This is a genomic window from Aeromonas sp. 19NY04SH05-1 (assembly GCF_040581895.1).
GTDB classification, from domain to species: domain Bacteria; phylum Pseudomonadota; class Gammaproteobacteria; order Enterobacterales; family Aeromonadaceae; genus Aeromonas; species Aeromonas enteropelogenes.
This window is the reverse complement of record NZ_CP095328.1, coordinates 747,501-772,662: the sequence shown is the minus strand read 5'-3', so window position 1 is coordinate 772,662 and position 25,162 is coordinate 747,501. Positions and strand designations below refer to the sequence as shown.

At 59.9% G+C, this 25,162-nt stretch carries 21 protein-coding genes, 2 rRNA genes, 1 pseudogene and 1 riboswitch (1 of these 25 running past the window's edge); of the genes and pseudogenes, 9 read left to right on the top strand and 15 right to left on the bottom strand.

The window, feature by feature from the left end; translation table 11 throughout:
- Positions 1–49 precede the first annotated feature (49 nt).
- The 8 genes from MRK42_RS03685 to MRK42_RS03650 all read right to left on the bottom strand — a co-directional run bounded on the left by MRK42_RS03685 (position 50) and on the right by MRK42_RS03650 (position 7,014).
- Entirely contained in the window at positions 50–1,084 is a 1,035-nt protein-coding gene (locus MRK42_RS03685; RefSeq protein WP_234703753.1) for a LysR substrate-binding domain-containing protein, read from the bottom strand.
- 43 nt (positions 1,085–1,127) lie between these two features.
- Positions 1,128–1,754, bottom strand: a complete 627-nt coding sequence (locus tag MRK42_RS03680) for a LysE family translocator (RefSeq protein ID WP_042070181.1) — start codon at positions 1,752–1,754, stop codon at positions 1,128–1,130.
- Positions 1,755–1,852: 98 nt separating this feature from the next.
- Positions 1,853–2,347, bottom strand: coding sequence for an acetolactate synthase small subunit (gene ilvN / locus MRK42_RS03675; RefSeq protein ID WP_026458423.1), 495 nt, complete (start codon positions 2,345–2,347; stop codon positions 1,853–1,855).
- Positions 2,347–4,065 carry an acetolactate synthase 3 large subunit gene (locus tag MRK42_RS03670; RefSeq protein WP_042070183.1) on the bottom strand — a complete coding sequence of 573 codons (1,719 nt, stop codon included), beginning with the start codon at positions 4,063–4,065 and terminating at the stop codon, positions 2,347–2,349. Before MRK42_RS03670 ends, ilvN begins: the two co-directional genes overlap by 1 nt.
- A 391-nt stretch (positions 4,066–4,456) precedes the next feature.
- Positions 4,457–4,609, bottom strand: a complete 153-nt coding sequence (locus tag MRK42_RS03665) for a hypothetical protein (RefSeq protein WP_156130703.1) — start codon at positions 4,607–4,609, stop codon at positions 4,457–4,459.
- 41 nt (positions 4,610–4,650) lie between these two features.
- Positions 4,651–5,760 carry an MJ1255/VC2487 family glycosyltransferase gene (locus MRK42_RS03660; RefSeq protein ID WP_338611769.1) on the bottom strand — a complete coding sequence of 370 codons (1,110 nt, stop codon included), beginning with the start codon at positions 5,758–5,760 and terminating at the stop codon, positions 4,651–4,653.
- Positions 5,757–6,254: a phosphatase PAP2 family protein gene (locus MRK42_RS03655; RefSeq protein WP_042070187.1), complete on the bottom strand. Its 498-nt coding sequence runs from the start codon at positions 6,252–6,254 to the stop codon at positions 5,757–5,759. The genes MRK42_RS03660 and MRK42_RS03655 overlap by 4 nt, the downstream gene beginning before the upstream one ends.
- A gap of 136 nt (positions 6,255–6,390) precedes the next feature.
- The gene (locus MRK42_RS03650) at positions 6,391–7,014 is read right to left on the bottom strand and encodes a TetR/AcrR family transcriptional regulator (protein WP_026455914.1); all 624 of its coding nucleotides are present in this window, start codon (positions 7,012–7,014) and stop codon (positions 6,391–6,393) included.
- 408 nt (positions 7,015–7,422) lie between these two features.
- Between MRK42_RS03650 and leuA the strand changes: the two genes are divergently transcribed.
- From leuA to MRK42_RS03625, 5 genes are all read left to right on the top strand, one after another.
- Positions 7,423–8,985 (top strand): 2-isopropylmalate synthase, encoded by a 1,563-nt coding sequence (gene leuA, locus MRK42_RS03645; RefSeq protein ID WP_026455913.1) that lies wholly within the window; start codon positions 7,423–7,425, stop codon positions 8,983–8,985.
- Entirely contained in the window at positions 8,982–10,067 is a 1,086-nt protein-coding gene (gene leuB, locus MRK42_RS03640; protein WP_042070188.1) for a 3-isopropylmalate dehydrogenase, read from the top strand. Before leuA ends, leuB begins: the two co-directional genes overlap by 4 nt.
- Before the next feature lie 32 nt (positions 10,068–10,099).
- Positions 10,100–11,497, top strand: a complete 1,398-nt coding sequence (gene leuC, locus MRK42_RS03635) for a 3-isopropylmalate dehydratase large subunit (protein WP_042070189.1) — start codon at positions 10,100–10,102, stop codon at positions 11,495–11,497.
- 16 nt (positions 11,498–11,513) lie between these two features.
- Positions 11,514–12,113 (top strand): 3-isopropylmalate dehydratase small subunit, encoded by a 600-nt coding sequence (gene leuD, locus MRK42_RS03630; RefSeq protein WP_042070191.1) that lies wholly within the window; start codon positions 11,514–11,516, stop codon positions 12,111–12,113.
- A 105-nt stretch (positions 12,114–12,218) separates the two neighbouring features.
- Positions 12,219–13,145 carry a hypothetical protein gene (locus MRK42_RS03625; protein ID WP_042070193.1) on the top strand — a complete coding sequence of 309 codons (927 nt, stop codon included), beginning with the start codon at positions 12,219–12,221 and terminating at the stop codon, positions 13,143–13,145.
- 64 nt (positions 13,146–13,209) lie between these two features.
- Here the strand turns inward: MRK42_RS03625 and MRK42_RS03620 are convergent, their stop codons facing one another.
- Complete coding sequence (locus MRK42_RS03620) at positions 13,210–13,500, bottom strand: PilZ domain-containing protein (protein WP_042070195.1); 291 nt, start codon at positions 13,498–13,500, stop codon at positions 13,210–13,212.
- Positions 13,501–13,591: 91 nt separating this feature from the next.
- Positions 13,592–13,682, top strand: a riboswitch (TPP riboswitch).
- Positions 13,683–13,781: 99 nt separating this feature from the next.
- On the opposite strand from MRK42_RS03620, the gene thiB reads away from it, so the two are divergent.
- The 4 genes and pseudogenes from thiB to MRK42_RS03600 form a co-directional block, all read left to right on the top strand.
- Entirely contained in the window at positions 13,782–14,762 is a 981-nt protein-coding gene (gene thiB, locus MRK42_RS03615; RefSeq protein WP_042070196.1) for a thiamine ABC transporter substrate binding subunit, read from the top strand.
- Entirely contained in the window at positions 14,759–16,381 is a 1,623-nt protein-coding gene (thiP, locus tag MRK42_RS03610; protein ID WP_042070197.1) for a thiamine/thiamine pyrophosphate ABC transporter permease, read from the top strand. The genes thiB and thiP overlap by 4 nt, the downstream gene beginning before the upstream one ends.
- Before the next feature lie 81 nt (positions 16,382–16,462).
- Complete coding sequence (thiQ, locus tag MRK42_RS03605) at positions 16,463–17,170, top strand: thiamine ABC transporter ATP-binding protein (RefSeq protein WP_061477086.1); 708 nt, start codon at positions 16,463–16,465, stop codon at positions 17,168–17,170.
- Between the two features lie 30 nt (positions 17,171–17,200).
- A pseudogene (locus MRK42_RS03600) lies at positions 17,201–17,335 on the top strand (thiamine ABC transporter ATP-binding protein); the annotation flags it as partial.
- A 69-nt stretch (positions 17,336–17,404) separates the two neighbouring features.
- On the opposite strand, the gene MRK42_RS03595 reads toward MRK42_RS03600, so the two are convergent.
- The 6 genes from MRK42_RS03595 to MRK42_RS03570 form a co-directional block, all read right to left on the bottom strand.
- Positions 17,405–18,775, bottom strand: coding sequence for a PhoH family protein (locus tag MRK42_RS03595; protein WP_042070200.1), 1,371 nt, complete (start codon positions 18,773–18,775; stop codon positions 17,405–17,407).
- A 207-nt stretch (positions 18,776–18,982) separates the two neighbouring features.
- Entirely contained in the window at positions 18,983–19,666 is a 684-nt protein-coding gene (locus MRK42_RS03590) for an NrdJb (protein ID WP_201942177.1), read from the bottom strand.
- Between the two features lie 10 nt (positions 19,667–19,676).
- On the bottom strand, positions 19,677–21,824 hold the full coding sequence (locus tag MRK42_RS03585; RefSeq protein WP_201942180.1) for an adenosylcobalamin-dependent ribonucleoside-diphosphate reductase: 2,148 nt from the start codon (positions 21,822–21,824) through the stop codon (positions 19,677–19,679).
- A 210-nt stretch (positions 21,825–22,034) separates the two neighbouring features.
- Positions 22,035–22,484 carry a pullulanase gene (locus MRK42_RS03580; protein WP_042070203.1) on the bottom strand — a complete coding sequence of 150 codons (450 nt, stop codon included), beginning with the start codon at positions 22,482–22,484 and terminating at the stop codon, positions 22,035–22,037.
- A gap of 227 nt (positions 22,485–22,711) precedes the next feature.
- A 5S ribosomal RNA gene (gene rrf, locus MRK42_RS03575) occupies positions 22,712–22,826 on the bottom strand.
- Between the two features lie 120 nt (positions 22,827–22,946).
- Positions 22,947–25,162 (bottom strand): 23S ribosomal RNA (locus MRK42_RS03570); it runs 673 nt beyond the window's last position.

Genomic DNA, 25,162 nt, shown 5'->3' with positions numbered 1-25,162 from the left:
CCTCTCTTTTTTTATCTCTGCGATTCAAATCCATATGGCGGACACGGCGTTACAGCCAGGGCAGCTCCGCCATATTGATGGCCGACGGCTGGTTCATCAGGTGGCGCTGTACCGTCTCCCGGCTGATATGGGGGGCATAGAGGTGAATGAAGTCATACATGTAATCGCGCAGGTGCACATGCTTGCGCAGGCAAACGTGGGTGGCACTCGAGGCGATCAGATGATCGATATTGAGGCAGACCAGATCCTCCCTGTCCCCCTCGTCAAAAGCGACGCTGGCGATCACCCCGACCCCCATGCCGAGCCGCACATAATGCTTGATGACATCGGTGTCGGTGGCGGTCAGCACGATTTTCGGGGAGAGGCCGTGGCGACCGAAAGCCTTGTCCATCTTGGAACGGCCGGTGAAACCGAACACATAGGTGATCAGAGGGTAACGGGCCAGATCGGCCATGGACAAGGGCTGGCACTCAAGGAGCGGGTGGCCATGGGGCACCACCACGCTGCGCCCCCAGCGATGACAGGGCACGGCGGCCAGCTCGTCGAACAGGTACATGGACTCGGTGGCAATGGCCATCTCCACGTCACCGCTTTGCACCATCTGGGCCAGCTGGGCGGGCGCCCCCTGATGAAGATGGATCGCCACCTCGGGATAGCGGCGGTGAAACTCGGTAATCACTTCGGGCAGCTTGTAGCGGGCCTGGGTGTGGGTGGTGGCGATGCGCAGCACCCCGCTGGTGGCGAGCTGCTCGCCCAGGGACAGCTGGTTGATCTGCTCCACCTGGGCCACCACTCCCTTGGCCAGCTCCATCACCTGCTCACCGGCAGGGGTCAGACCAATGAGGTTCTTGCCCTTGCGGGTGAAGAGAGCCAGCCCCAGCTCGTCTTCCAGCATCTTCATCTGCTTGCTGAGGGTGGGTTGGGAGGTGTAGAGCTTCTCCGCCGTCGCCGAGATGTTGAAGTTGTTCTTCACTATCTCGGTAAAGTTCTTGAGCCGGGCGATGTTCATCTGTGCTAGTGGGTCTCGATTGTCGGCGGCCGGCAGGCCGTGGCCGCGAATGGAAATACCCAGCGACCATATCACAGGGTCGCCGGGGATAACCTGCCCCAGGTCAGGGAGTGGCTGACTATTCGCTCGCCAGCTTGACCCCGAGCCCGACAAAGAGGGTGCCGATACCCCGGTTGAGCCAGCGGCCAATCCTGGTCGGCAGCTTCACCTTGTTGCTGGCATAGGCGGTGCTGAAGACCAGAAAGTGGCACCAGATCATACCGTTCAGGTTGAAGATGCAGCCGAGCAGGATAAAGGCGAGGGCCTTGTCGGGGGAATCCGGCGCGATGAACTGGGGCACGAAGGCGAGAAAGAAGAGCGCCACCTTGGGGTTGAGCACATTGGTCAACACCCCCTGCCAGTAGATGCGGCCATAGGAGAGCGCCGGCAGGCTCACTCCCGTGCTGTCGACCCTGGCCGATTTCTGGCGAAACAGCGAGATCCCCAGATAGATGAGATAGAGGGCCCCCACCAGCTTGATCACGGCGAACAGCTCGGCCGAGGCGCTGAGCAGGGCCGAGAGACCAAGGGCGGCCCCCAGCACATGGATCATGGTGCCGGTTCCTATCCCCAGGGCCGCCGCCGAACCGGCCCGCCACCCCTGCGAACCGCTGCGCAGCATGATGAGCAGGGAGTCCGGCCCCGGCATCATGTTGAGCAGCAGACCCGATACCACAAACAGCGCCAAATCGTGGATCCCGAACATCTCTCCTCCTCTACTTTCCGATTGCCAAAAGCAGAGGGCTCCGCAGAGCCCCCTGTATCATGGGTGTCTTTATCTTGCTCCGCGGACTTGCACCTGCATCAGGGACGCAGCGCCTTGTCGGCGCGGGAGATGCCGCAGACACCGGAGCGCACCACTTCGATGATCTCGTTGGTCTGGGCGGCGGTCTTGATGAAGGCATCCAGCTTCTCGCTGGTGCCCACCAGCTGCACCGTGTACTGCTCCGGGGTTACATCGACGATCTGACCACGGAAGATATCCGCCAGGCGCTTGAGTTCGTCGCGACCACCACCGGCGGCGCGCGCCTTCACCAGCGCGATCTCCCGCTCGATGTGCTCCCCTTCGCTGAGATCGCACACCTTGAGCACGTCCACCAGCTTGTGCAATTGCTTCTGGATCTGCTCAAGCACCCGCTCATCCCCCATGGTGACTATGGTCATGCGCGACAGGGTGGGATCCTCGGTGGGAGCCACGGTCAGGGTTTCGATGTTGTAGCCGCGCTGGGAGAAGAGGCCCACCACCCGGCTCAGGGCGCCGGATTCGTTCTCCAGCAGAACGGAAATTATATGTCTCATCAGGTTCTCTCCGTCTTGCTCAGCCACATCTCGTCCATGGCACCAAACTTGATCTGCATCGGATAGACGTGCTCATCCGGGTCGACCGAGATGTCCATGAACACCAGCCGATCCTTCATGGCAAACGCCTTCTCCATGGCGCTCTCCAGCTCGGCCGGATCGCTCACCGCGATACCGACATGGCCGTAGGCTTCCGCCAGTTTGACGAAGTCCGGCAGGGATTCCATGTAGGAGTGGCTGTGACGGCCGCCATAGAACATCTTCTGCCACTGCTTGACCATGCCCAGCGCTCGGTTGTTGATGGAGATGATCTTGATAGGCACCCCGTACTGCATGCAGGTAGAGAGCTCCTGGATGTTCATCTGCACCGAGCCGTCGCCGGTGACGCAGCAGACCACCGCATCCGGGTTGGCAAACTGGGCCCCCATGGCGGCCGGAATGCCAAAGCCCATGGTGCCGAGGCCGCCGGAGTTAATCCACTGGCGCGGCTTGGCGAACGGGTAGTAGAGGGCGGCAAACATCTGGTGCTGGCCCACGTCGGAGGCGACGAACGCCTGGCCCTGAGTCACCTTGTAGAGGGTCTCTATCACCTGCTGCGGCTTGATCTGGGTGGGCGAGGTCTCGTAGGCGAGGCAGTGACGGGAGCGCCACTGGTTGATCTGCTCCCACCAGTCCGCCATCACCTGCTTGTCGTTGTCAAAGTCGTTCTCGCGGATCACTTCCAGCATCTGCTCCAGCACGGTTTCCACCGAGCCGACGATGGGTACATGGGCCTGCACCGTCTTGGAGATGGAGGTGGGATCGATGTCGATATGCACCACGGTGGCGTTGGGGCAGAACTTGGCCACATTGTTGGTGACGCGGTCATCGAAGCGGGCACCCACGGCGAAGATGAGATCCGCGTTGTGCATGGTCTTGTTCGCTTCGAAGGTGCCGTGCATCCCCAGCATGCCGATGAACTGCGGATGGGTACCCGGGAAGGCCCCCAGCCCCATCAGGGTGGTGGTCACCGGCAGGTTCAACAGCTCGGCCAGCTTGGTTACCAGATGATCCGCATTGGCGTTGATGGCACCGCCCCCCACGTACATCACGGGGCGCTGGGCCTCCACCAGCAGTTTGGCGGCGCGCTTGATCTGGCCTTTGTGACCTGACTTGGTCGGGTTGTAGGAGCGCAGGGAGACCGTCTCCGGATACTGGTAGGGGAATTTCTCTTTCGGGTTCTGCACGTCTTTGGGCAGATCCACCACCACGGGCCCCGGGCGGCCACTGGCGGCAATGTAGTAGGCCTTCTTGATGGCCTCGGGAATGTCGCTCGCCTTCTTGCACAGGAAGCTGTGCTTCACCACCGGGCGGGAGATGCCGATCATGTCGGTCTCCTGGAACGCATCCTCGCCGATCATGCTGGTCGGCACCTGGCCGGAGAGGATCACCAGCGGAATGGAATCCATGTAGGCGGTGGCAATACCGGTAATGCAGTTGGTCGCGCCAGGGCCAGAGGTCACCAGTACGGTTCCCACCTTGCCGGTGGAACGGGCGTAACCATCAGCCATGTGCACAGCGGCTTGCTCGTGCCGCACCAGAACATGCTCCATCTTGCCGTTTTCGAAGAGAGCGTCGTAGATGTCGAGCACCGAACCACCCGGGTAGCCAAATACGTGTTCGACTCCCTGATCCTCCAGCGCTCTAACCACCATCTGGGCGCCTGATAACATCTCCATGATAAAGCCCTCCAGGCTTTGCTCCGTTTAGCGAATCCCGTCGACAGCACCGTGCTTCCCGGCACAGCCCAATCCGTTTCTTGTTGTTATCTGAATGCAGATCGGGCCAATTCAGCCCCGCCGACAGCAGAAAAAAAGGATTTTTCCATCATTGACCCGAGAATCGGGTGAAAAACCAACTTAACCTGCCCGTGAACGCTTGTCCACGGCTTTGTCTGACCGAAACAGTCATAGATTTCAACCGGCTATTAACATTCAATGGTTTGCTACCATGGCGGTAACACAAACGGGAAGTAAGTCGATGAAAAGCCAGCGGATCGTCCCGATGAGGGCAGTGACGGCCATAAAAAAGCCCACCGATTGATCGGTGGGCTTTATCGTTGCGGGTGACTCAGTGATCCTGTTCCGGCTCGGCCAGCCAGATCTGCTGATCCGGATCCGTCTCCTCGCTGACAGAGATACTGACGCCCATGTCCAGCAGTTCATGCAATGTCAGGTTGTCTGCCAGATCCATGGTTTCGCCATTTTCATTGGTAAAGCGCATTACTTCCCTCCTCTTCGCATCTTGCCGGCTCGCCTTTCAGTCTAGTTGACAACACTGACTTGCGATAACCAGCAACCGGACAAACTCTCGCCCCCTTCCAGCTCGCTCAGGCGATCGCAGACCTCTTCCGGAAACAGGGTACGGGCCCAGAGCCGCCGTGACAGGGCGGGCACGCTCTCTTCGGCCCCTGCCGCCAGCCAGCGTGCCACCTCGCCCGCCACATCCGGGTAACTGATCACTCCCGGGGCGGCGCTGTCGAGCCAGTGGCGAACCTGGTTGGCGTCGAGGCAATCCATCAGGGTCGCCAGCCCCATCATCTCCAGCGTCTTGCCGTTGGTCAACTGCTCGAACTGGCCGTGCAGCGGCTTGACCAGCAGCTTCTTGCCAAGAGACAAGGCCTCGCTCGCCAGCTCGAATCCGGCGTTGGAGATGACTCCGCGGCAGCCACGCAGCACCTCAAGGAAACCCTCACGGGAGGGGGGCTCGAAGCGCAGGTTGCGCCATTGACTGACGTTGCGGATCGCCGGATGAAAGCAGACGAAGCGTTGCTGGCTGAAACGCAACAACAGGGCCGCGATGGCTTCGGTCTGCTCGAAGGGGAGATAGACCAGGATGTTGCCGTTGTCAGGCGCCGCAACCAGAGGGTCGATCACCGGTGGCAACAGGGGTTGCCCGAAATGGAACCAGTGCAATCCGAGCGGCCGGGAAACGGGGGCGAAGTGGCGCATCAGCTGGCGACTCAGGCCATCTTCTCCCCAGCGGGGGATGGGCCAGTTGAAACTGGCCTGATGACTGATGGTGAGACTCGGCTTGTGATAACGGCGGGCGGCGTGGGCGGTGAGAGGCTCAAAATCGCTCACCACCAGGTCATATTCGTGGCAATCAAGGGAGTGCAGATCCCGCCAGAAGGTGAGCGGCGATGCCGCCAGCAGGGTACGCCAGGGAGACACCTTGCCTTCATGAGTGACAAAGGTGAGCCCGGAGAAAGCGCGATAGGCGCCAAACTCCGCCATGTCGAAGTAGCCGTCGGCGGGACGGCCGCTGAACAGATAATCCACCTCGACCCCGGCGCCGCGCAGAGCCCGGGCCAGGGTTCTGCTGCGACTGATATGGCCATTGCCGGTGCCCTGCACCCCGAACAGTATTCTCATCCCTGACTCCAGAGCAGTACCAGCATGGCGCAGCCACCGCCGAGCAGGGCGCCGGCCACCAGATCGCTGAGATAATGCACCCCGAGCAACAATCGGGATGCCCCCACCAGGGCGGCCCAGCCAAATAGCAGGGGGGCCCAGAGCGGAAACGCCGTGGCCAGCAGGGTGGCCATCAGAAAGGCGGCGGCGGTGTGACCGGAGGGCAGGCTGTAACGATCAGAGGGGGTGATGAAGACCGGCAGCCCCACCGGACGCTGCCGCTTGAGGCTGTTTTTCAGCAATAGATAGAGTGGCAGCTCGAGGGCAAAGGCGAGCAATACCTGCCCTACCAGTTCCCGCTCCCCCTGCCACCAGAGCAAGGCCCCCAGCACGCCATAAAGCGGGCCATCACCGGTGCGGGAAATCAGCCGACTGACTCTTGCCTGTGGCCGGTTGTAGGCATGCAGCAGGCAGACCCGGCATACCTGCAGATCCCATTGCTGGAGTTTGTTCATGACTCTCTCCTTCCTTGAGCTTTCATGGCAGGGTAGGAAAGAGGGATGACAGGGTGTTGAACGGGGGATAACAGATTTATGAAAAAAGGGCCGAAGGGCCCTTTTGATGACTGCCAGGCGGTATGCCTCGGCGTATTTAGTTCAGGCTGCCACGCAGACCGTTTTCCATCAGACGGCAGTTGTGATCCGCCAGACGGGCCATGAAGTGCTCATCCACCTTCAGGCCGAACACCTGCTCGTAGAGATCCTTCATCACGAACGGCTGCCACATCATGCTGAGGAAGGAGACCTTCAGCATCTCGGGATCCAGGTTGTCACCCAGTTCACCGTTGGACTTCATGGATTCCAGCAGCGCATCAAACTGGGGCAGCTGGCGCTCCAGCAGACGACTCAGCACAAAATCCCGTCCCGGGCTTTTCTCGGTCGACAATGCACTGGAGATGGCGGAGGTCAGCTCGCTGTTCGGCGCCATGACCTGGTAGTAGGTGTTGAGCAACTCGTTGAGACTGTGGTTGCTGTGCTCATCCTGCCAGGCGTGTTCCAGCGGCTCGGCCACATCTCCCAGCACCGCCTTGTAGAGGCCCTCTTTGCTGCCGAAGTAGTAGTGGATCATCGCCAGATTGGAGCCGGCCAACTCGGCGATTTCGCGGGTAGTGACCTTGCTGTAGGGAGTGGAGAGAAAGCGCTCGCGAGCGGCAGCCAGCAGTTTGTCACGAATGTCAGAACGCCCGACCGGACGACCAGGTCTACGTTTTTCCATTTAACACCTCAGATAATTCAGCCAATGCTGATAAGTCGATCTGGTTGTGCAAAGAATCGAGTACAGCAGGAATGACCGAATAATCAGTCATGGGCCGAATATGGGACAAGGAAATTTGCAATCCTTTACAATCCGATTAAATACGTCAGCAGATTGCCCCTGGCCGCCCGTGTTGACACAGCATAAAAATCTCGATATTGGTAAAGGCGTTACCGACAGGAAGGAATAACACCGTCATGCATATTGCCACCCCGCTACTACTAATCTCCCTAATCGCGTTGACTCGCGCGGGATCCTTGTAGCCGGGCTCAGGTATAGCCGGAATTTACAAAAACCCGTGCACCCTGCACGGGTTTTTTTATGCCGCCGCAGGATGCACGTCACCGAACTTAGGAAGAGGGAAGTCACATGTCAGATCGGGTCATCATATTCGACACCACCTTGCGTGATGGTGAGCAGGCTCTGGCCGCCAGTTTGACGGTCAAGGAGAAGCTGCAGATAGCCCAGGCCCTGGAGCGGCTCGGTGTCGATGTCATGGAAGTGGGATTCCCGGTCTCCTCCCCCGGCGATTTCCAGTCGGTGCAGACCATCGCCCGCCACATCAAGAATAGCCGGGTCTGTGCCCTCGCCCGGGCTCTGCAAAAAGACATCGATGCCGCCGGTGAGGCGCTCAAAGTCGCCGAGGCGTTTCGCATCCACACCTTTATCTCCACCTCCTCCATCCATGTCGAAAGCAAGCTGAAGAAGAGCTTCGAGGACGTGCTGGAGATGGGGATCGGCGCCATCAAGCACGCCCGCCGCTACACCGATGACGTGGAGTTCTCCTGCGAGGATGCGGGCCGCACCCCGATCGATAACCTCTGCCGCATGGTGGAAGCCGCCATCAAGGCCGGAGCCCGCACCATCAACATTCCGGACACCGTGGGCTATACGGTCCCGACCGAGTTCTCCGGCATCATCCAGACCCTGTTCAACCGGGTACCCAACATCGACCAGGCCATCATCTCGGTGCACTGCCACGACGATCTGGGCCTCTCGGTGGCCAACTCCATCGGTGCCGTGCAGATGGGCGCTCGCCAGATCGAGTGCACCATCAACGGCATCGGCGAGCGGGCCGGCAACTGTTCGCTGGAAGAGGTGGCGATGATCCTCAAAACCCGCGCCGACCTGCTCGGGGTGCACACCAACATCCGCCACAGCGAAATTCATCGCACCAGCACCCTGGTCAGCCAACTCTGCAACATGCCGGTGCAGCCGAACAAGGCCATCGTCGGTGCCAACGCCTTCTCCCACAGCTCCGGCATCCACCAGGATGGCGTGCTCAAGGCGAAAAACACCTATGAAATCATCACCCCCGAGAGCATCGGCCTGACCCAGAACAACCTCAACATGACCTCCCGCTCCGGCCGACACGTCATCAAGCACCGGATGGAGTCCATGGGCTACGCCGAGAGCAGCTACAGCCTCGACGATCTCTACGCCAAGTTCCTGACTCTGGCCGACAAGAAGGGGCAGGTGTTCGACTATGACCTGGAAGCTCTCGCCTTCTTCAGCCAGATCCACGAAGAGCCGGAGCACTTCAAGCTGGAGTACCTCGGGGTGCAGAGCGGCAGCTCGGTGCTCGCCACTGCCTCGGTCAAGCTCAAGGTGGGGCAGGATCTGGTCTGCGAGGCGGCCACCGGCAATGGTCCGGTGGATGCGGTTTACCAGTGCATCAACCGCATCACGGGTTACGAGATCCGCATCGACAAATACGCCCTCAAGAGCAAGGGGGAAGGGGAAGATGCCCTCGGCCAGGTCGATATCGTCGCCGAGTACAAGGGACGCAAATTCCATGGCATGGGACTGGCCACCGACATCATCGAATCATCAGCCCATGCCCTGCTGCATGTGATCAACAGCATCTGGCGCGCCGACCAGGTCGCCGAACAGATGGAACGCAATAACAATATCAAGACGGAGACAGTATGAGCAGTTATCGGATCGCAGTATTGCCGGGTGACGGCATTGGCCCGGAAGTGATGGCCGAGGCCGTCAAGGTGCTGGAAAAAGTGCAGGCCAAGTTCGGCTTCAATCTCGAGTACGATCGCCATGACGTCGGCGGCATCGCCATCGACAACCACGGCACTCCGCTGCCCCAGAGCACGATCAAAGGCTGCGAAGCCGCCGACGCCGTGCTGTTCGGCTCGGTCGGTGGTCCCAAGTGGGAGCACCTGCCCCCCAACGATCAGCCGGAGCGTGGCGCCCTCTTGCCCCTGCGCGCCCACTTCAAGCTGTTCTGCAACCTGCGCCCGGCCCGCATTTATACCGGTCTCGAGCAGTTTTCGCCGCTGCGCGCCGACATCTCCGATCGCGGTTTCGACATCGCCTGCGTGCGCGAGCTGACCGGTGGCATCTACTTCGGTCAGCCCAAGGGGCGCGAGGGTGAAGGCCCCACCGAGAAGGCATTCGACACCGAGGTGTACCATCGCTTCGAGATCGAGCGCATCGCCAAGATTGCCTTCGAGTCCGCCCAGGTACGCAAGGGCAAGGTCACCTCCATCGACAAGGCCAACGTCCTCGCCTCCTCCATCCTGTGGCGCGAGGTGGTGACACAAGTCGCCAAGTCCTATCCGGACGTGGCGCTGAATCACATGTACATCGACAACGCCACCATGCAGCTCATCAAGGATCCGTCCCAGTTCGACGTGCTGCTCTGCTCCAACCTGTTTGGTGACATCCTCTCCGACGAATGCGCCATGATCACCGGCTCCATGGGGCTGCTCCCCTCCGCCAGCCTGAACGAATCCGGTTTCGGCCTGTTCGAACCGGCCGGTGGCTCGGCGCCGGACATCGCTGGCAAGGGCATCGCCAACCCCATAGCCCAGATCCTCTCCGCCGCCCTGATGCTGCGCTATAGCCTGGGCCAGGAAGCTGCCGCCCAGGCCATTGAGCAGGCCGTGGCCCAGACCCTGGCCGAAGGCTACTTCACCGCCGACCTGCACCAGGCAAGCGCCCGCCACCCGGTACAGAGCACCGCCGCCATGGGTGACCAGATCGCCGCCCGCATCTGACGCCACGGAATCGATAACAAGGAAACTGAGCAATGGCCAAGACCCTCTATCAGAAAGTATTCGACGCCCACGTGGTGCGGGAAGTGGAAGGCGAAACGCCCCTCATCTACATCGACCGCCACCTGGTGCATGAAGTGACCAGCCCGCAGGCCTTCGACGGCCTGCGCGCCATGAACCGCCAGCTGCGCCGCCCGGATCTGACCTGGGCCACCATGGATCACAACGTCTCCACCACCACCAAGGACATCGCCGCCTCCGGCGAGATGGCCCGCATCCAGATGGAGACCCTGGCCGCCAACTGCAAGGAGTTCGGGGTTCGCCTCTATGACCTGAACCACAAGTACCAGGGTATCGTCCACGTGATGGGCCCCGAGCTCGGCATCACCCTGCCCGGCACCACCATCGTCTGCGGCGACTCCCACACCGCCACCCACGGCGCCTTCGGATCGCTGGCATTTGGCATCGGCACCTCCGAGGTCGAGCACGTGATGGCCACCCAGACCCTGCAACAGGGGCGCGCCAAGACCATGCGCATCAGCGTACGCGGCAAGCTGGCCGAGGGGATCAGCGCCAAGGACGTGGTGCTCGCCATCATTGGCAAGGTCGGCCACGCCGGCGGTACCGGCTATGTGGTGGAGTTCGCCGGTGAGGCCATCGAAGGACTCACCATGGAAGGGCGGATGACGGTGTGCAACATGGCCATCGAGCTCGGCGCCAAGGCGGGCATGATTGCCCCCGATCAAACCACCATCGACTATATCCGTGGCAAGGAGTTCGCTCCCAAAGGTGAGGCACTGGAACAGGCCATCGCCTACTGGCAGAGCCTCAAGAGCGACGAAGGCGCCAAGTTCGACGCCGAAGTGGTGCTGGAAGCCGCCGATATCGCACCGCAGGTGACCTGGGGCACCAACCCGGGCCAGGTGATCGACGTCAATGCCCCCATCCCCTCCCCCGAGAGCTTTGCCGATCTCATCGAGCAGCAATCCGCCCGCAAGGCGCTGGAATACATGGGGCTCAATGCCGGCCAGAAGCTCACCGAGGTCGCCATCGACAAGGTGTTTATCGGTTCCTGCACCAATAGCCGCATCGAGGATCTGCGCGCCGCCGCCGCCATTGCCCGTGGCCGCAAGGTCGCCGCCGGGGTACAGGCGCTGGTGGTGCCGGGCTCCGAGCAGGTGAAAGCACAAGCCGAGGCCGAGGGGCTGGACAAGATCTTCATCGAGGCCGGCTTTGAGTGGCGCCTGCCGGGCTGCTCCATGTGCCTGGCGATGAACAACGATCGCCTGCAGCCAGGCGAGCGCTGCGCATCCACCAGCAACCGCAACTTTGAGGGGCGCCAGGGCCGTGCCGGCCGTACCCACCTGGTGAGCCCGGCCATGGCCGCCGCCGCCGCCGTTACCGGCCGTTTCGCCGACATTCGCGCGCTGTAATTACGAGGAGAACAAGATGACAGGGTTCAAACAGCATAAAGGGATCGTCGTCCCCCTCGACAGCGCCAACGTCGACACCGACGCCATCATTCCGAAGCAGTTTCTGCAGAAGGTAAACCGCACTGGTTTTGGCAAGCACGTGTTCCACGATTGGCGCTTTCTGGACGATGCGGGCCAGCAGCCCAACCCCGAGTTCGTGCTGAACCAGCCACAATTCGCCGGCGCCAGCATCCTCTTGGCTCGCGAGAACTTCGGCTGCGGCTCGAGCCGCGAGCACGCCCCCTGGGCGCTGGCGGATTACGGCTTCAAGACCATGATCGCCTCAAGCTTTGCCGACATCTTCTACGGCAACGCCATCAACAACGGCATGGTGCCGGTACGGCTGAAGGAGGAGGAGGTCGACGCCCTGTTCCAGCTGGTCGCCGCCCAGCCGGGCATCGAGATCGAAGTGGACTTGGAGGCCAATCAGGTGCGGGCCGGTGCGCTCAGTTTCAGCTTCGAGATCGACGAATTCCGCCGTTACTGCCTGCTCAACGGGCTGGACGCCATCGGCCTGACTCTGCAGCACGAGGCCGCCATCAGCGCCTTCGAAGCAAAACAGCCGAGCTGGATTTGACGAGCTGATTGCAATAAAACGAGTAGAATCAACGGGGAGCCTTGGCTCCCCGTTTTATTGTCCGGTCATGGGTGCCAGGGAGTGCGCACCTGCAAAGGAGTCTCGATGAAAGCCATGCCAGTTCCGCTGCTCGCCGCCCTGCTGTTTGCGCTGCCGGCCAGCGCCGAACAAACCTATTTCAATGTCAGTGGTGGCCAGAACAATGTCGGCTGGCAAGACAGCAAGGGAGAACGTCAGCAGCTCACCTACCGGCTGGAAGCGGGCAAGCTGCCTCCCCTCATCGCTTACCGCCCGGCACGAATGCAAGAAGAGGTGCTGCAGGGACTGCTGCGCCAGGTACGCCAGCAATACCCGGAGGTACAATTTACCCTGGCCCGCCCCTCACTCGAGCTGCACATGAAGAGCCGCAATCCGGACAAGGCCGGCGAGGCGATGGCCTGGCTGGAAGCCGAGCGCAACAAGGCCGAAGAGGCCTGGCTGCACAAGCACTACTTTCAATACTTCACCCCGCCCGATGGACAGCTGGCCGTCAAACAGGATCATGTGCGCATCGCGCTGGAGAGCCGCGGCGAGCTGGCCCCGCTGGCTGCCCAGCTCAAGCAGGAGGGTGGCACCGAAGTGGAGGCGCGCCAGAAAACGGCGGCCCATATGCTCACCTTCATCCAGAGCATTCCCTATCTGCAGCTGGACAATCTGGGGGGACGGCTGGGCAAGGGCTTTCTCACGCCGCGCCAAGTGCTGATGCAAAATCGCGGCGACTGCGACAGCAAGGTTACCCTGATGGCAGCCCTGCTTGCCCAGCTCTTTCCCGAGCTTAAACAGGCCATGGTCTTCGTGCCGGGTCATGCGCTGCTGGCCGTCGACTTGCCCGCCCAGCCCGGGGATGAGACCATCAGCTGGCAGGGGCAGACTTATCTGCTGCTGGAACCCACGGGGCCGGCGGAGCTCCCTCCCGGCCAGATAGCGCCGACCAGCAAGACGCTGATCGACAGCGGGCAACTGAGCATCCAGCCGGTGCAGGCAACCCCCTGACGGAGGCCAAAATGAAATCGACCGGCGGGTTGCCGGTCGATTCATGGGTCATATCAACAAGGGCTCAGCCGAGGGGTTGAAACTCGACGGCCAGCAGCAGCCCCTCTTCCTCTTCCAGTACCCGTATGATGCGGGCCTGGGCTTCGAAGGGGGGCAACAGGTTGTTGTTGGTGGCAAGGCTCACCCGGATGGGCTGATTTACATCCAGCCGGTATTCGGCAATGGCGATCCCCATGCCGTTGGCACTGAGGTCCCGGCAGATCCCCTCCAGCACCTGTTGTTGCTGAAAGATGGTAACGGGAGCATTGATGATCATGCGCTGGAAGGCGCGTCTTTCCTTGGTATTGGTTATCACGCGAGCATCCTCTGTTGTACTGGCGCCATCTCGACGGCCTGCAGAAACATAGTGCTGGCCTCCCCCCAAGAACGTTAATACAATGCGGTTCGTTTCTCAAACGGGGTGCGGCTTGCCGCTGAGATTATACCCGTATACCTGATCCAGATAATGCTGGCGGAGGAATTTGAGGCATGGCTCCCGTTGCGGGCGCCCTCATCCGCTGGCACTTCACAACCCCAGAGGTGCCATCGCCAAACACCATACCGATGGCACCTCGTGACTCACAGGGAGTGCCCTCGATGAAAACCCTGCTGCTGGTTGCCACCAGCCTGCTCTCGGCCAGCGCCTTCGCGGCCGATACCCTCACCGTTTACACCTACAGCTCCTTCGCCGCCGAATGGGGGCCTGGTCCCAAGATCAAGCAGGCCTTCGAGAAGGAGTGCGGCTGCAACCTCAATCTGGTGGCGCTGGAAGATGGCGTCGCCATCCTCAACCGGCTGCGACTGGAAGGCAAACACAGCAAGGCCGATCTGGTGTTGGGGCTGGATGATGCCCTGCTGAGTGAAGCCAAGCAGAGCGGCCTGTTCGCCCCTCACACCATCAAGCTGGATGGTCTGAAAGTGCCGGGCGGCTGGCAGGATGACACCTTCGTGCCCTATGACTACGGCTACTTCGCCTTCGTCTACGACAAGGAGAAGCTCAAGCAACCGCCCAAGAGCCTGAAAGAGCTGGTGGAACGCCCCGATATCAAGGTGATCTACCAGGATCCCCGCACTTCCACCCCGGGTCAGGGGTTGATGCTGTGGATGAAGAGCGTCTATGGCGACCAGGCTCCTGCCGCCTGGGCCCAACTTGCCAAGAAGACGGTCACCGTCACCAAGGGTTGGTCAGAGGCCTATGGCATGTTCCTCGATGGCGAGGCTGACATGGTGCTCTCCTACACCACCTCCCCGGCCTACCATCTCATCGCCGAGAGCAAGCCCCAGTATCAGGCAGCCGCGTTCGAAGAGGGGCACTATCGCCAAGTTGAAGTGGCGGCCAAACTCAAGAGCACGGCGCAGGACAAGCTGGCCAACCAGTTCCTGCAATTCATGGTGAGCCCCGCCTTCCAGCAGGAGATCCCCACCGGCAACTGGATGTATCCGGTGACAGACATGCCGTTGCCCAAAGGATTCGAGCAGATGATCACCGTCAGCAAGCCGCTGGCCTTCACTGCCGATGAGGTCGCCACCCATCGCAAGGAGTGGATCCGCGAGTGGTTGCAAGCCGTCACCCAGTGAATCGTCTCTTCGTGAAATCAGGAACTCGCCCTCTCTGGTGGCTGCCTGGCAGCGCAGCCACCGGCCTGATCCTGCTGTTGTCCCTGGGGCCGCTCGCGGCCCTGTTGTGGCAGGCCGGGGGGCTCTCCCCTCGCACCCTGCTGGCCGATCCCTACCTGCGCCACGTACTGGGTTTCAGCCTCGGGCAGGCGCTGCTCTCCACTTTGCTGAGCCTCGGGCTCGCCATCCCGGTCGCCCGCGCCCTGGCCCGGCGCCGTTTTACCGGTCGCCGCCTGCTGCTCAAGCTGTTTGGCCTCTCCCTGGTGCTGCCGGTGATCATCGCCATCTTCGGCATCGTCGCGGTACACGGCAAGCAGGGCTGGCTGCCGCAGTTGCTGCGCTCCCTCGGGCTGGATCCCGGCAACTACCTCTACGGTCTGTTCGGCATCCTGTTGGCCCACGTTTTCTTCAACATGCCGCTGGCGGCGCGCCTCCTTCTGCAGAGCATAGAGAGCATCCCAGAATCCTCCTGGCGCCTCGCCAGCCAGCTCGGCATGCGCTCCTCCCACATCTTCAGGCTGCTGGAGTGGCCGCTGATCCGGGCCCAGTTGCCGGGTCTGGCGAGCCTAATCTTCATGCTCTGCTTCACCAGCTTCACGACCGTACTGGCCCTCGGCGGCGGCCCCAAGTCCACCACCCTGGAGGTAGCCGTCTATCAGGCGCTGCGCTTTGATTTCGATCTCGCCACCGCCGGCGGACTGGCGCTGGTGCAGTTGCTGCTGACCGCCGCCCTGCTCCTGCTGCAGCACAAGCTGCAAACCACACCGGCCAACCGTCTGAGCTCACGCCGCCCCTGCTTGCGCCCAGACCGCCACCAGCCTGGCACGCTCGCGGTCGATACTCTGGCACTGCTCAGCGGGCTGGCCATCTTCCTGCCGCCACTGCTGGCCATCGTCGTGGCCGGTTTTCACCCCGGCCTGCTGACGGCGCTGAGCTCGAACCGGCTATGGCAGGCCAGTGGCCAGTCGATCCTGATCGCGCTCGCGGCGGGTACCCTGGCCACCCTGCTCGGGGCCGCCCTGCTGCTCACCAGTCGTCACCTCAAGGTACGTGAACACAAGCGCCGGGCCGCCGCCCTGTGGGAAGCCAGCGGTTCCATGATCCTGATGATCCCGGCCGTGGTGCTCTCCACCGGCCTGTTCATCATGTTCATGCCCTTCACCGACGTGTTTGCTCTCGGTCCCTGGCTGGTGGTGCTGGTCAACGCCCTGATGGCACTGCCCTATGTGCTACGCACTCTCTCCGCTCCCATGCAGCTGGTGGTACGCCAGTATGACCGGCTGGCCGACAGCCTGGGGGTACACGGCCTGCATCGCCTGCGTCTGGTGGAGTGGCCCCTGCTGCGCCGCCCGCTGGCCCAGGCGGCGGCGCTCTCCATGATCCTCTCGCTGGGGGATCTTGGCGCCATCGCCATGTTTGGTAGCCAGGAGCTCACTACCCTGCCCTGGCTGCTCTACCAGCAACTCGGTAGCTATCGCCTGACCGAGGCGGCTGCCACTGCCCTGCTGCTGCTGATGCTCTGTTTTTCCCTGTTCTGGCTGGTCGAGCGGGGACTTGGAGGAAAACATGTCGAGCATTGAGCGACAAAGGAACTTGCTCTCCTGCGTTACCGTTTCTGGGGCTGTTCTGGCTGGTCGAACTGACCCCTTGAGGAAGAAAGAATGCTGAACATTGATACCCTCGTCACCAGCTACCCTGATTGGCACGTGAGCTTCACGGCAACGCTGCCGAAGGGGGAGATCACCGCGCTGATTGGCCCGAGCGGCGCGGGCAAGTCGACCCTGCTCGGGATGATCGCCGGTTTCGTGCCGGTGGAGTCTGGCGCCCTCAGCTTCGACGGTCAGGATCTGCTGCCGCTGGGGCCGGCCGAACGACCGGTCACCACCCTATTTCAGGATCACAACCTGTTCCTGCACCTCTCGGTGTTCGACAACATCGCCATCGGCCTGCACCCGGGCCTGAGACTGACTCCAGCCCAGCGGGAACAGGTGAGAGATGCCGCTGCACGAGTGGGCCTTGGCGAGATGCTGACACGTCTGCCGGAGCAGCTATCCGGTGGTCAGCAACAACGTGTGGGGCTTGCCCGCGCCCTGGTGCGGGGCAAGCCTCTGCTGCTGCTGGATGAGCCCTTCTCGGCGCTCGATCCCGCCCTGCGCCGGGAGATGCTGGCCGAAGTCGCCCGCCTTGCCTGCGAACAGGGCATCACAGTGTTGATGGTTTCCCACAATCCGGAAGATGCCCAGCTTATCGCCGATCAGGTGCTCTTTATCGATGAGGGACGCATCGCCCTGCAAGGCACACCGGCCATCCTGCAACAGAGCGATCATCCCGGGCTGCTGCGCTACCTTGGCTGTACTCCCGCACCATAAAGGAACAATTAACAGCGATGGTTTCCCCCTCATTGCCCTGAAGAGGCTCAGCTTATCGCCGATCAGGTGCTCTTCATCGACGAGGGACGCATCGCCCTGCAAGGCACGCCGACCATCCTGCAACAGAGCGATCATCCCGGGCTGCTGCGCTATCTGGGGCAATAAACCAGCGATGAGATCAAAAAGGGGAAGCCGGCTGGCTTCCCCTTTTGCATGGACAGAGATCGCCTGCAATCAGAGGTTTTCCTCGGCAAAGGAGGCGAGCTTGCTGCGCATTACCCCGTTCAGGAAGATGTTGGCACTGCCATCGAAGTCCTTGAATCGCTCGACTATGTAAGTCAGACCCGAGGTCACCGGGCTCAGGTAGTTGGAATCGATCTGCGCCAGGTTGCCGGAGCAGACGATCTTGGTCCCCTCGCCGCAGCGGGTGATGATGGTCTTGATCTGGGAGGCCGTCAGGTTCTGGCACTCATCCAGCAGTACGAAGGTGTTCTGGATGCTACGCCCGCGCATGAAGTTGACCGATTTGAACTGGATGTTGGCCTTCTCCATGATGTAGCTCAGCGACCCGTTCATGTTCTCGTCCTGCTTGTGCAGCACCTCCAGGGTATCCGTGATGGCTGCCAGCCAGGGCATCATCTTCTCTTCTTCAGTGCCGGGCAGGAAGCCGATGCTCTCGGCGATTTCCGGGGTGTTACGGGTGACGATCACCTTGTCGTAGATCCCCTTCTCGATCACCAGCTCCAGGGCCGCCGCCATGGCCAGCAGGGTCTTGCCGCAGCCGGCCGGGCCGGTCAGGATCACCAGATCGATGTGTGGATCGAGCAGGGCGTCCAGCGCCATGCCTTGATAGACGTTTTTGGGATGTACGCCCCAGGCTTTGCGCGACAGCAGGCGCTCACGCCCCAGATCCTTGAGGCGGATCTTGTGGCCATCGTGGCTCAGCACCCGGGCCGCGAAGAAGTTCTCTTCATCGATTAGGTACTGGTTGACGTGGACGCCGTCCAGCAGCTTGTCATCAATGACGTGAATGGTGTCGCGGCCGTGGGTCTCGCTCTCGCACTCCCCCACCCGCTCCCAAAAACTGCCTGGCACCACCTGAAAGCCCTTGGCCAGCAGCCGGATATCATCGATCAGCTGATCGCTTCGATAATCCTCCACGTGCGCCAGTCCGGCCCCCTTGGCCTTGAGGCGCATGTTGATATCCTTGGTCACCAGCACCACCTGGCGCTTCATCTCATGCTTTTGCAGATAGAGGGCGGCGTTGATGATGCGGTTGTCGGCTTCCTTGTCGGTGAACACCTCGGCATCCTGGGGCAGATGGTGATCGCTGAAGATGCAGATGTGGCCACTGGCCTCACCGGCCAGAGGAACGCCCTGGGTGATTTCGTCGGTCGAGGCATCGCGAAACACATCCTCCAGTGCCCGAATAGCCACCCGGGCGTCACGGCTGACATCCTTGTGGCGATCCTTGATGTTGTCGAGCTCCTCCAGCACCGTCATGGGGATCAGTACGTCGTGCTCTTTGAAGGAGTAGATGGCGAGGGGTTCGTGAAGCAGAACGTTGGTATCCAGGATAAACAGCTTTCGGTCAGCATTGTCCATAAGCATCCTCCTTGGCACTGAAGGTGCCACGTGTGTGAATCTCAGATGTCATTGAAACCACACGGCCGTGACAGTTTTATTACTTTCAACGCTACGCCCGATTTTACCATCGCGCAACAAATCGCTTGTTCACCCCGATCGTTTGCGCATAAAAGCAGCAAAAAAAAAGACCGGCACTGTGGCCGGTCGCTTTGCTGGTTCATCTACTTAACCGCACTTGGAATCGCCGCAGTTGAGGCAAGTCATGCAGCCATCCTTCAGTACCAGCGCCTTGGTGTGGCACTTGTAGCAGAGCGCGGCATTGGCCGGGAAGCCATTGCCGGCCGACTGCGCTTCCTCGTTCTGCTCAGCCTGGAGTTCCGCCTGCTTCTCGGCCAGAAACGCCTGCTGGTGTTCATCCAGCCCGGGGGCCTTGAGCATGCCAATCTCGGTGAGGTGGGTCTCGATCACGTTGCCAATTTCGGCGATGAGGGAGGGAACATACTTGCCCTTGTTCCAGTAACCGCCCTTGGGGTCGAACACGGAGCGCAGCTCCTCCACCAGGAAGGTGACATCCCCGCCCTTGCGAAACACTGCCGAGATGATGCGGGTCAGCGCCACGATCCACTGGTAGTGTTCCAGGCTCTTGGAGTTGATGAAGATCTCGAACGGACGGCGAGTCTCATGAACAGTGCCTTCGTTAAGGATGATGTCGTTAATGGTGATAAACAGCGAGTGCTCGGAGACATGTTCCGGCGTCTTCAGCTTGTAGGTGGTGCCCATCAGCCGCTCCGGGCGCAGCACGGTTTCGTGCATGTGTACCACGTCGTCCTGCGATGCCAGATCTTCTTGTGGCTCATCCCGGGTGTGCACCTTGTAGGCGACGATTTTCTTGTCGATCTTCTTGACCATGATGTCGTTCTCAGAATTTACCGTAATAGCCTTCTTTCAAGGCGTCATAGAGGTTGGCAGCGGTGTGCAGCTCGCCGTCGTATTCGATCTCTTCATTGCCCCTGGCGGTGATGACGGAGCCATCTTCCAGAGTGAACTCGTATTGAGTGTTCTCCAGATCCTTCTCCTTCACCAGCACGCCCTGGAAGGCCTCCGGGTTGAAGCGGAAGGTGGTGCAGCCCTTGAGGCCGGAGTCCGAGGCATACATGTAGATGTCCTTGAACTGCTCGAACGGAAAATCGGTCGGCACATTGGCGGTTTTGGAGATAGATGAGTCGATCCAGCGCTGGGCCGCGGCCTGAATATCCACATGCTGGGCCGGGCTGATGTCATCGGCGGTGATGAAGTAGTCCGGCAGCCGGCTCGCCTCATCCTCGGCATAGGGCATGGCGGCCGGATTCACCAGCTCACGGTAGGCCAGCAGCTCGAAGGAGTAGACATCCACGCTCTCCTTGCTCTTCTTGCCCGGCTTGATAACGTTGCGGCAATAGTGATGGGCAAAGCTCGGCTCGATGCCATTGCTGGCGTTGTTGGCCAGCGACAGCGAGATGGTACCGGTCGGCGCAATACTGCTGTGGTGAGTAAAGCGGCCACCTACTTCGGCCAGTTCGGTAACGAGCTCGGGATCCACCTCGGCCACCTGTTGCATGTAGCGGCTGTAGCGTGCATGCAGCACCTTGCCCTTGACCTTGTCGCCCAGCTTGATGCCATCGGCAGCCATCTCGGGACGCAGTCGCAGCATCTTGCCGGTCACCTCGAACTCCTGCTCCATGATGGGAGCCGGGCCCTTCTCCTTTGCCAGCCGCAGAGACTCCTGCCAGCCAGTCATGGCCAATTCCTGGGAAACCTGCTCGGTGAAGGCGACGGAGGCGGCAGAGCCATACTTGATCTGCAGCATGGTGAGGGTCGAGCCCAAGCCAAGGAAGCCCATGCCGTGACGACGCTTGTTTACGATCTCCTCGCGCTGCTTGGCCAGCGGCAGCTGGTTGATCTCTACCACGTTGTCGAGCATGCGGGTGAAGATGGCCACCACCTTGCGAAACGCGGGCCAGTCGAAGGCGGCCTGCTCGGTGAAGGGATCGCGCACGAAGCGGGTCAGGTTAACCGATCCCAGCAGACAGGCGCCATAAGGCGGTAGAGGCTGTTCGCCACAAGGGTTGGTGGCGCGGATCTCTTCGCAGAACCAGTTGTTGTTCATCTGGTTGACCTTGTCGATCAGGATGAAACCGGGTTCCGCATAGTCGTAGGTGGAGGTCATGATGACATTCCACAGCTTGCGGGCAGGCAGGGTCTTGTAGACCTTGCAGGCGACCTGCCCCAGCTCGTTGAAAACCACCCCTTCCTTGTTGGGCCAGTCGGCCCAGACCACCTGCTCCGGGTCGTCGAGCGCTATGCCATCCAGCTCTACCTCTTTGGCGGTGTAGGGGAAGATAAGCGACCAGGGAGCATCCTCCTTCACCGCCTTGACGAAGTCTTCGGTGATGAGCAGGGAGAGGTTGAACTGGCGCAGGCGGCCATCTTCCCGCTTGGCCTGGATGAACTCGATCACATCAGGATGACGGATATCCATGGTGCCCATCTGGGCACCACGACGACCACCGGCAGACGACACGGTGAAACACATCTTGTCATAGATATCCATGAAAGAGAGCGGACCCGAGGTGTAGGCACCGGCGCCGGAGACAAAAGCACCGCGCGGACGCAGGGTCGAGAAGTCATAGCCAATGCCGCAGCCGGCCTTCAGGGTCAGGCCTGCCTCATGGACCTTGCCGAGGATATCGTCCATCGAATCTTCGATGGTGCCGGAGACGGTGCAGTTGATGGTCGAGGTTGCCGGCTTGTGCTCGAAGGCCCCCGCGTTGGAGGTGATGCGGCCAGCCGGAATGGCACCATTGCGCAGCGCCCACAAGAAGGGCTCATACCAGGCCGCCGGATCCTGCTCCTGCTCGGCCAGGGCTCGGGCCACCCGCTGGTAGGTGTCATCGATGCTACCATCGACGGGCACGCCATCCTTGTTCTTGAGGCGATACTTGCTATCCCAGATTTCGAGAGAGGTCTCTTGCAAGGGGATAAGGCGAGAGCCGGTTTCACTCGCCAGTACCGGTTCGGATTTAGCCATATTCAATCAACCTTATATGAATGCATCTAGGTCACCGTGCGGCAGAAAACACAACCAATAGTGACTTTAAATAAAAATGACACAATATATAGTACACCTGCCGCCATGAGGGCGCTGATTCTATCCTAAAAAAACGCCCCGGCCAGCAGATTTCTGGACCGGGGCATTTAACTGGTTCATTTCCTGAAAGATTTAACGTTCAGACTGAGCTCAGGGCTGTTTGACATATACGGTCGGCGTCTCGCCGGCCATATTCAGATAGAACTCGTAGACCCCGTCCACCTCTGGTGAAAATTTCATGTCTTCGTACTTGGAGCAGGGATTGACCGGCACAGCCTCACCACCCAGCACCGCAACGCCGTCACTCGGGCTCTTGTAGCCGAAGTTGGTGCCGCAGCTCCAGCCGGAGTCAGCAAATTTGAACTTGTAGGGGGCCCACTCTTTCTTGAGCGTGCCCTTGGCCATGTAGAGCTTGTCGGCCACCTTGACCACCTTGCTCTCATCGGTTGCCATCCAGTCATTCATCTCCCCTCGCAGGTAGATGGACTTGCCACCAAAATCGCCATTGCCGGCCGACGACTCAGCACCACCATTGGATGCACAACCGCCCAATACCAGGGTTCCCGCCGCCAGTATCATCGTTACTGTTCTTTTGAACATATGTCCATTCCTCAAATTATTGTGATTCCTTGGTCCATCGTGGTGGACTGATGAATTAAACCAGAGCGGGGATCACAAGAAAGGTAGAGGCATCACATTCTGTTCTTTTCATATCCAGCAAATACCTGTCGTGAATAGATACTGAACGAATGAAGCGGGGCATCGAAAACACTGAATTTCAGGCAATAAAAAACCCCGCTCAGTGAGCGGGGTTTTTCGTGTTTGGTGCCTGGCAGTGTCCTACTCTCGCATGGCGAATGCCACACTACCATCGGCGCTACCGCGTTTCACTTCTGAGTTCGGCATGGGATCAGGTGGTTCCACGACGCTATGGCCGCCAGGCAAATTCTTCAATCCAGAAAGCTGACGTGAATAACGACTTAGCTAGTTTGCTTTGTCATTATCACTGAATTCGTAGTTCGTTCATTCGCTACAAGGCCCAGAACACTTCTTGGGTGTTGTATGGTTAAGCCTCACGGGTAATTAGTACGGGTTAGCTCAATGCATCGCTGCACTTACACACCCCGCCTATCAACGTTGTGGTCTCCAACGGCCCTTCAGGACCCTCAAGGGGTCAGGGATGACTCATCTCAGGGCTCGCTTCCCGCTTAGATGCTTTCAGCGGTTATCGATTCCGAACTTAGCTACCGGGCAGTGCCACTGGCGTGACAACCCGAACACCAGAGGTTCGTTCACTCCGGTCCTCTCGTACTAGGAGCAACTCCCTTCAATCATCCAACGCCCACGGCAGATAGGGACCGAACTGTCTCACGACGTTCTGAACCCAGCTCGCGTACCACTTTAAATGGCGAACAGCCATACCCTTGGGACCGACTTCAGCCCCAGGATGTGATGAGCCGACATCGAGGTGCCAAACACCGCCGTCGATATGAACTCTTGGGCGGTATCAGCCTGTTATCCCCGGAGTACCTTTTATCCGTTGAGCGATGGCCATTCCATTCAGAACCACCGGATCACTATGACCTACTTTCGTACCTGCTCGACCTGTCCGTCTCGCAGTTAAGCTGGCTTATGCCATTGCACTAACCTCCTGATGTCCGACCAGGATTAGCCAACCTTCGTGCTCCTCCGTTACTCTTTGGGAGGAGACCGCCCCAGTCAAACTACCCACCAGGCACTGTCCGCGACCCCGATTCAGGGGCCTGCGTTAGAACATCAAACATACAAGGGTGGTATTTCAAGGACGGCTCCAGCGCAACTGGCGTCACGCCTTCAAAGCCTCCCACCTATCCTACACATGTAGGTTCAATGTTCAGTGCCAAGCTGTAGTAAAGGTTCACGGGGTCTTTCCGTCTAGCCGCGGGTACACCGCATCTTCACGGCGAATTCGATTTCACTGAGTCTCGGGTGGAGACAGCATGGCCATGGTTACACCATTCGTGCAGGTCGGAACTTACCCGACAAGGAATTTCGCTACCTTAGGACCGTTATAGTTACGGCCGCCGTTTACCGGGGCTTCGATCAAGAGCTTCGCTTGCGCTAACCCCATCAATTAACCTTCCGGCACCGGGCAGGTGTCACACCCTATACGTCCACTTTCGTGTTTGCAGAGTGCTGTGTTTTTGATAAACAGTCCCAGCCATCTGGTCACTGCGACTCCCGTCAGCTCCATCCGCAAGGGACTTCACCAACAAGAGCGTACCTTCTCCCGAAGTTACGGTACTATTTTGCCTAGTTCCTTCACCCGAGTTCTCTCAAGCGCCTTGGTATTCTCTACCCGACCACCTGTGTCGGTTTGGGGTACGATGACTTGTAATCTGAAGCTTAGAGGCTTTTCCTGGAAGCAGGGCATCAATGGCTTCCGCACCGTAGTGCGTTCGTCTCGTGTCTCAGCGTTGCACCTCCGGATTTACCTAAAGGTACCGCCTACGCACTTTCACCAGGACAACCGTCGCCTGGCCCACCTAGCCTTCTCCGTCCCCCCATCGCAATTACAAGTCGTGCAGGAATATTAACCTGCTTCCCATCGACTACGCCTTTCGGCCTCGCCTTAGGGGTCGACTCACCCTGCCCCGATTAACGTTGGACAGGAACCCTTGGTCTTCCGGCGAGGAGGCTTTTCACCCCCTTTATCGTTACTTACGTCAGCATTCGCACTTCTGATATCTCCAGCATGCCTCTCGACACACCTTCGCAGACTTACAGAACGCTCCCCTACCACTCACGCTTAGCGTGAATCCGCGGCTTCGGTGCCTGGTTTGAGCCCCGTTACATCTTCCGCGCAGGCCGACTCGACTAGTGAGCTATTACGCTTTCTTTAAATGATGGCTGCTTCTAAGCCAACATCCTAGCTGTCTGAGCCTTCCCACATCGTTTCCCACTTAACCAGAACTTTGGGACCTTAGCCGGCGGTCTGGGTTGTTTCCCTCTTCACGACGGACGTTAGCACCCGCCGTGTGTCTCCCGGATATTACTTACTGGTATTCGGAGTTTGCATGGGGTTGGTAAGTCGGGATGACCCCCTAGCCCAAACAGTGCTCTACCCCCAGTAGTATTCGTCCGAGGCGCTACCTAAATAGCTTTCGGGGAGAACCAGCTATCTCCGAGTTTGATTGGCCTTTCACCCCCAGCCACAGGTCATCCCCTAACTTTGCAACGTTAGTGGGTTCGGTCCTCCAGTTGATGTTACTCAACCTTCAACCTGCCCATGGCTAGAT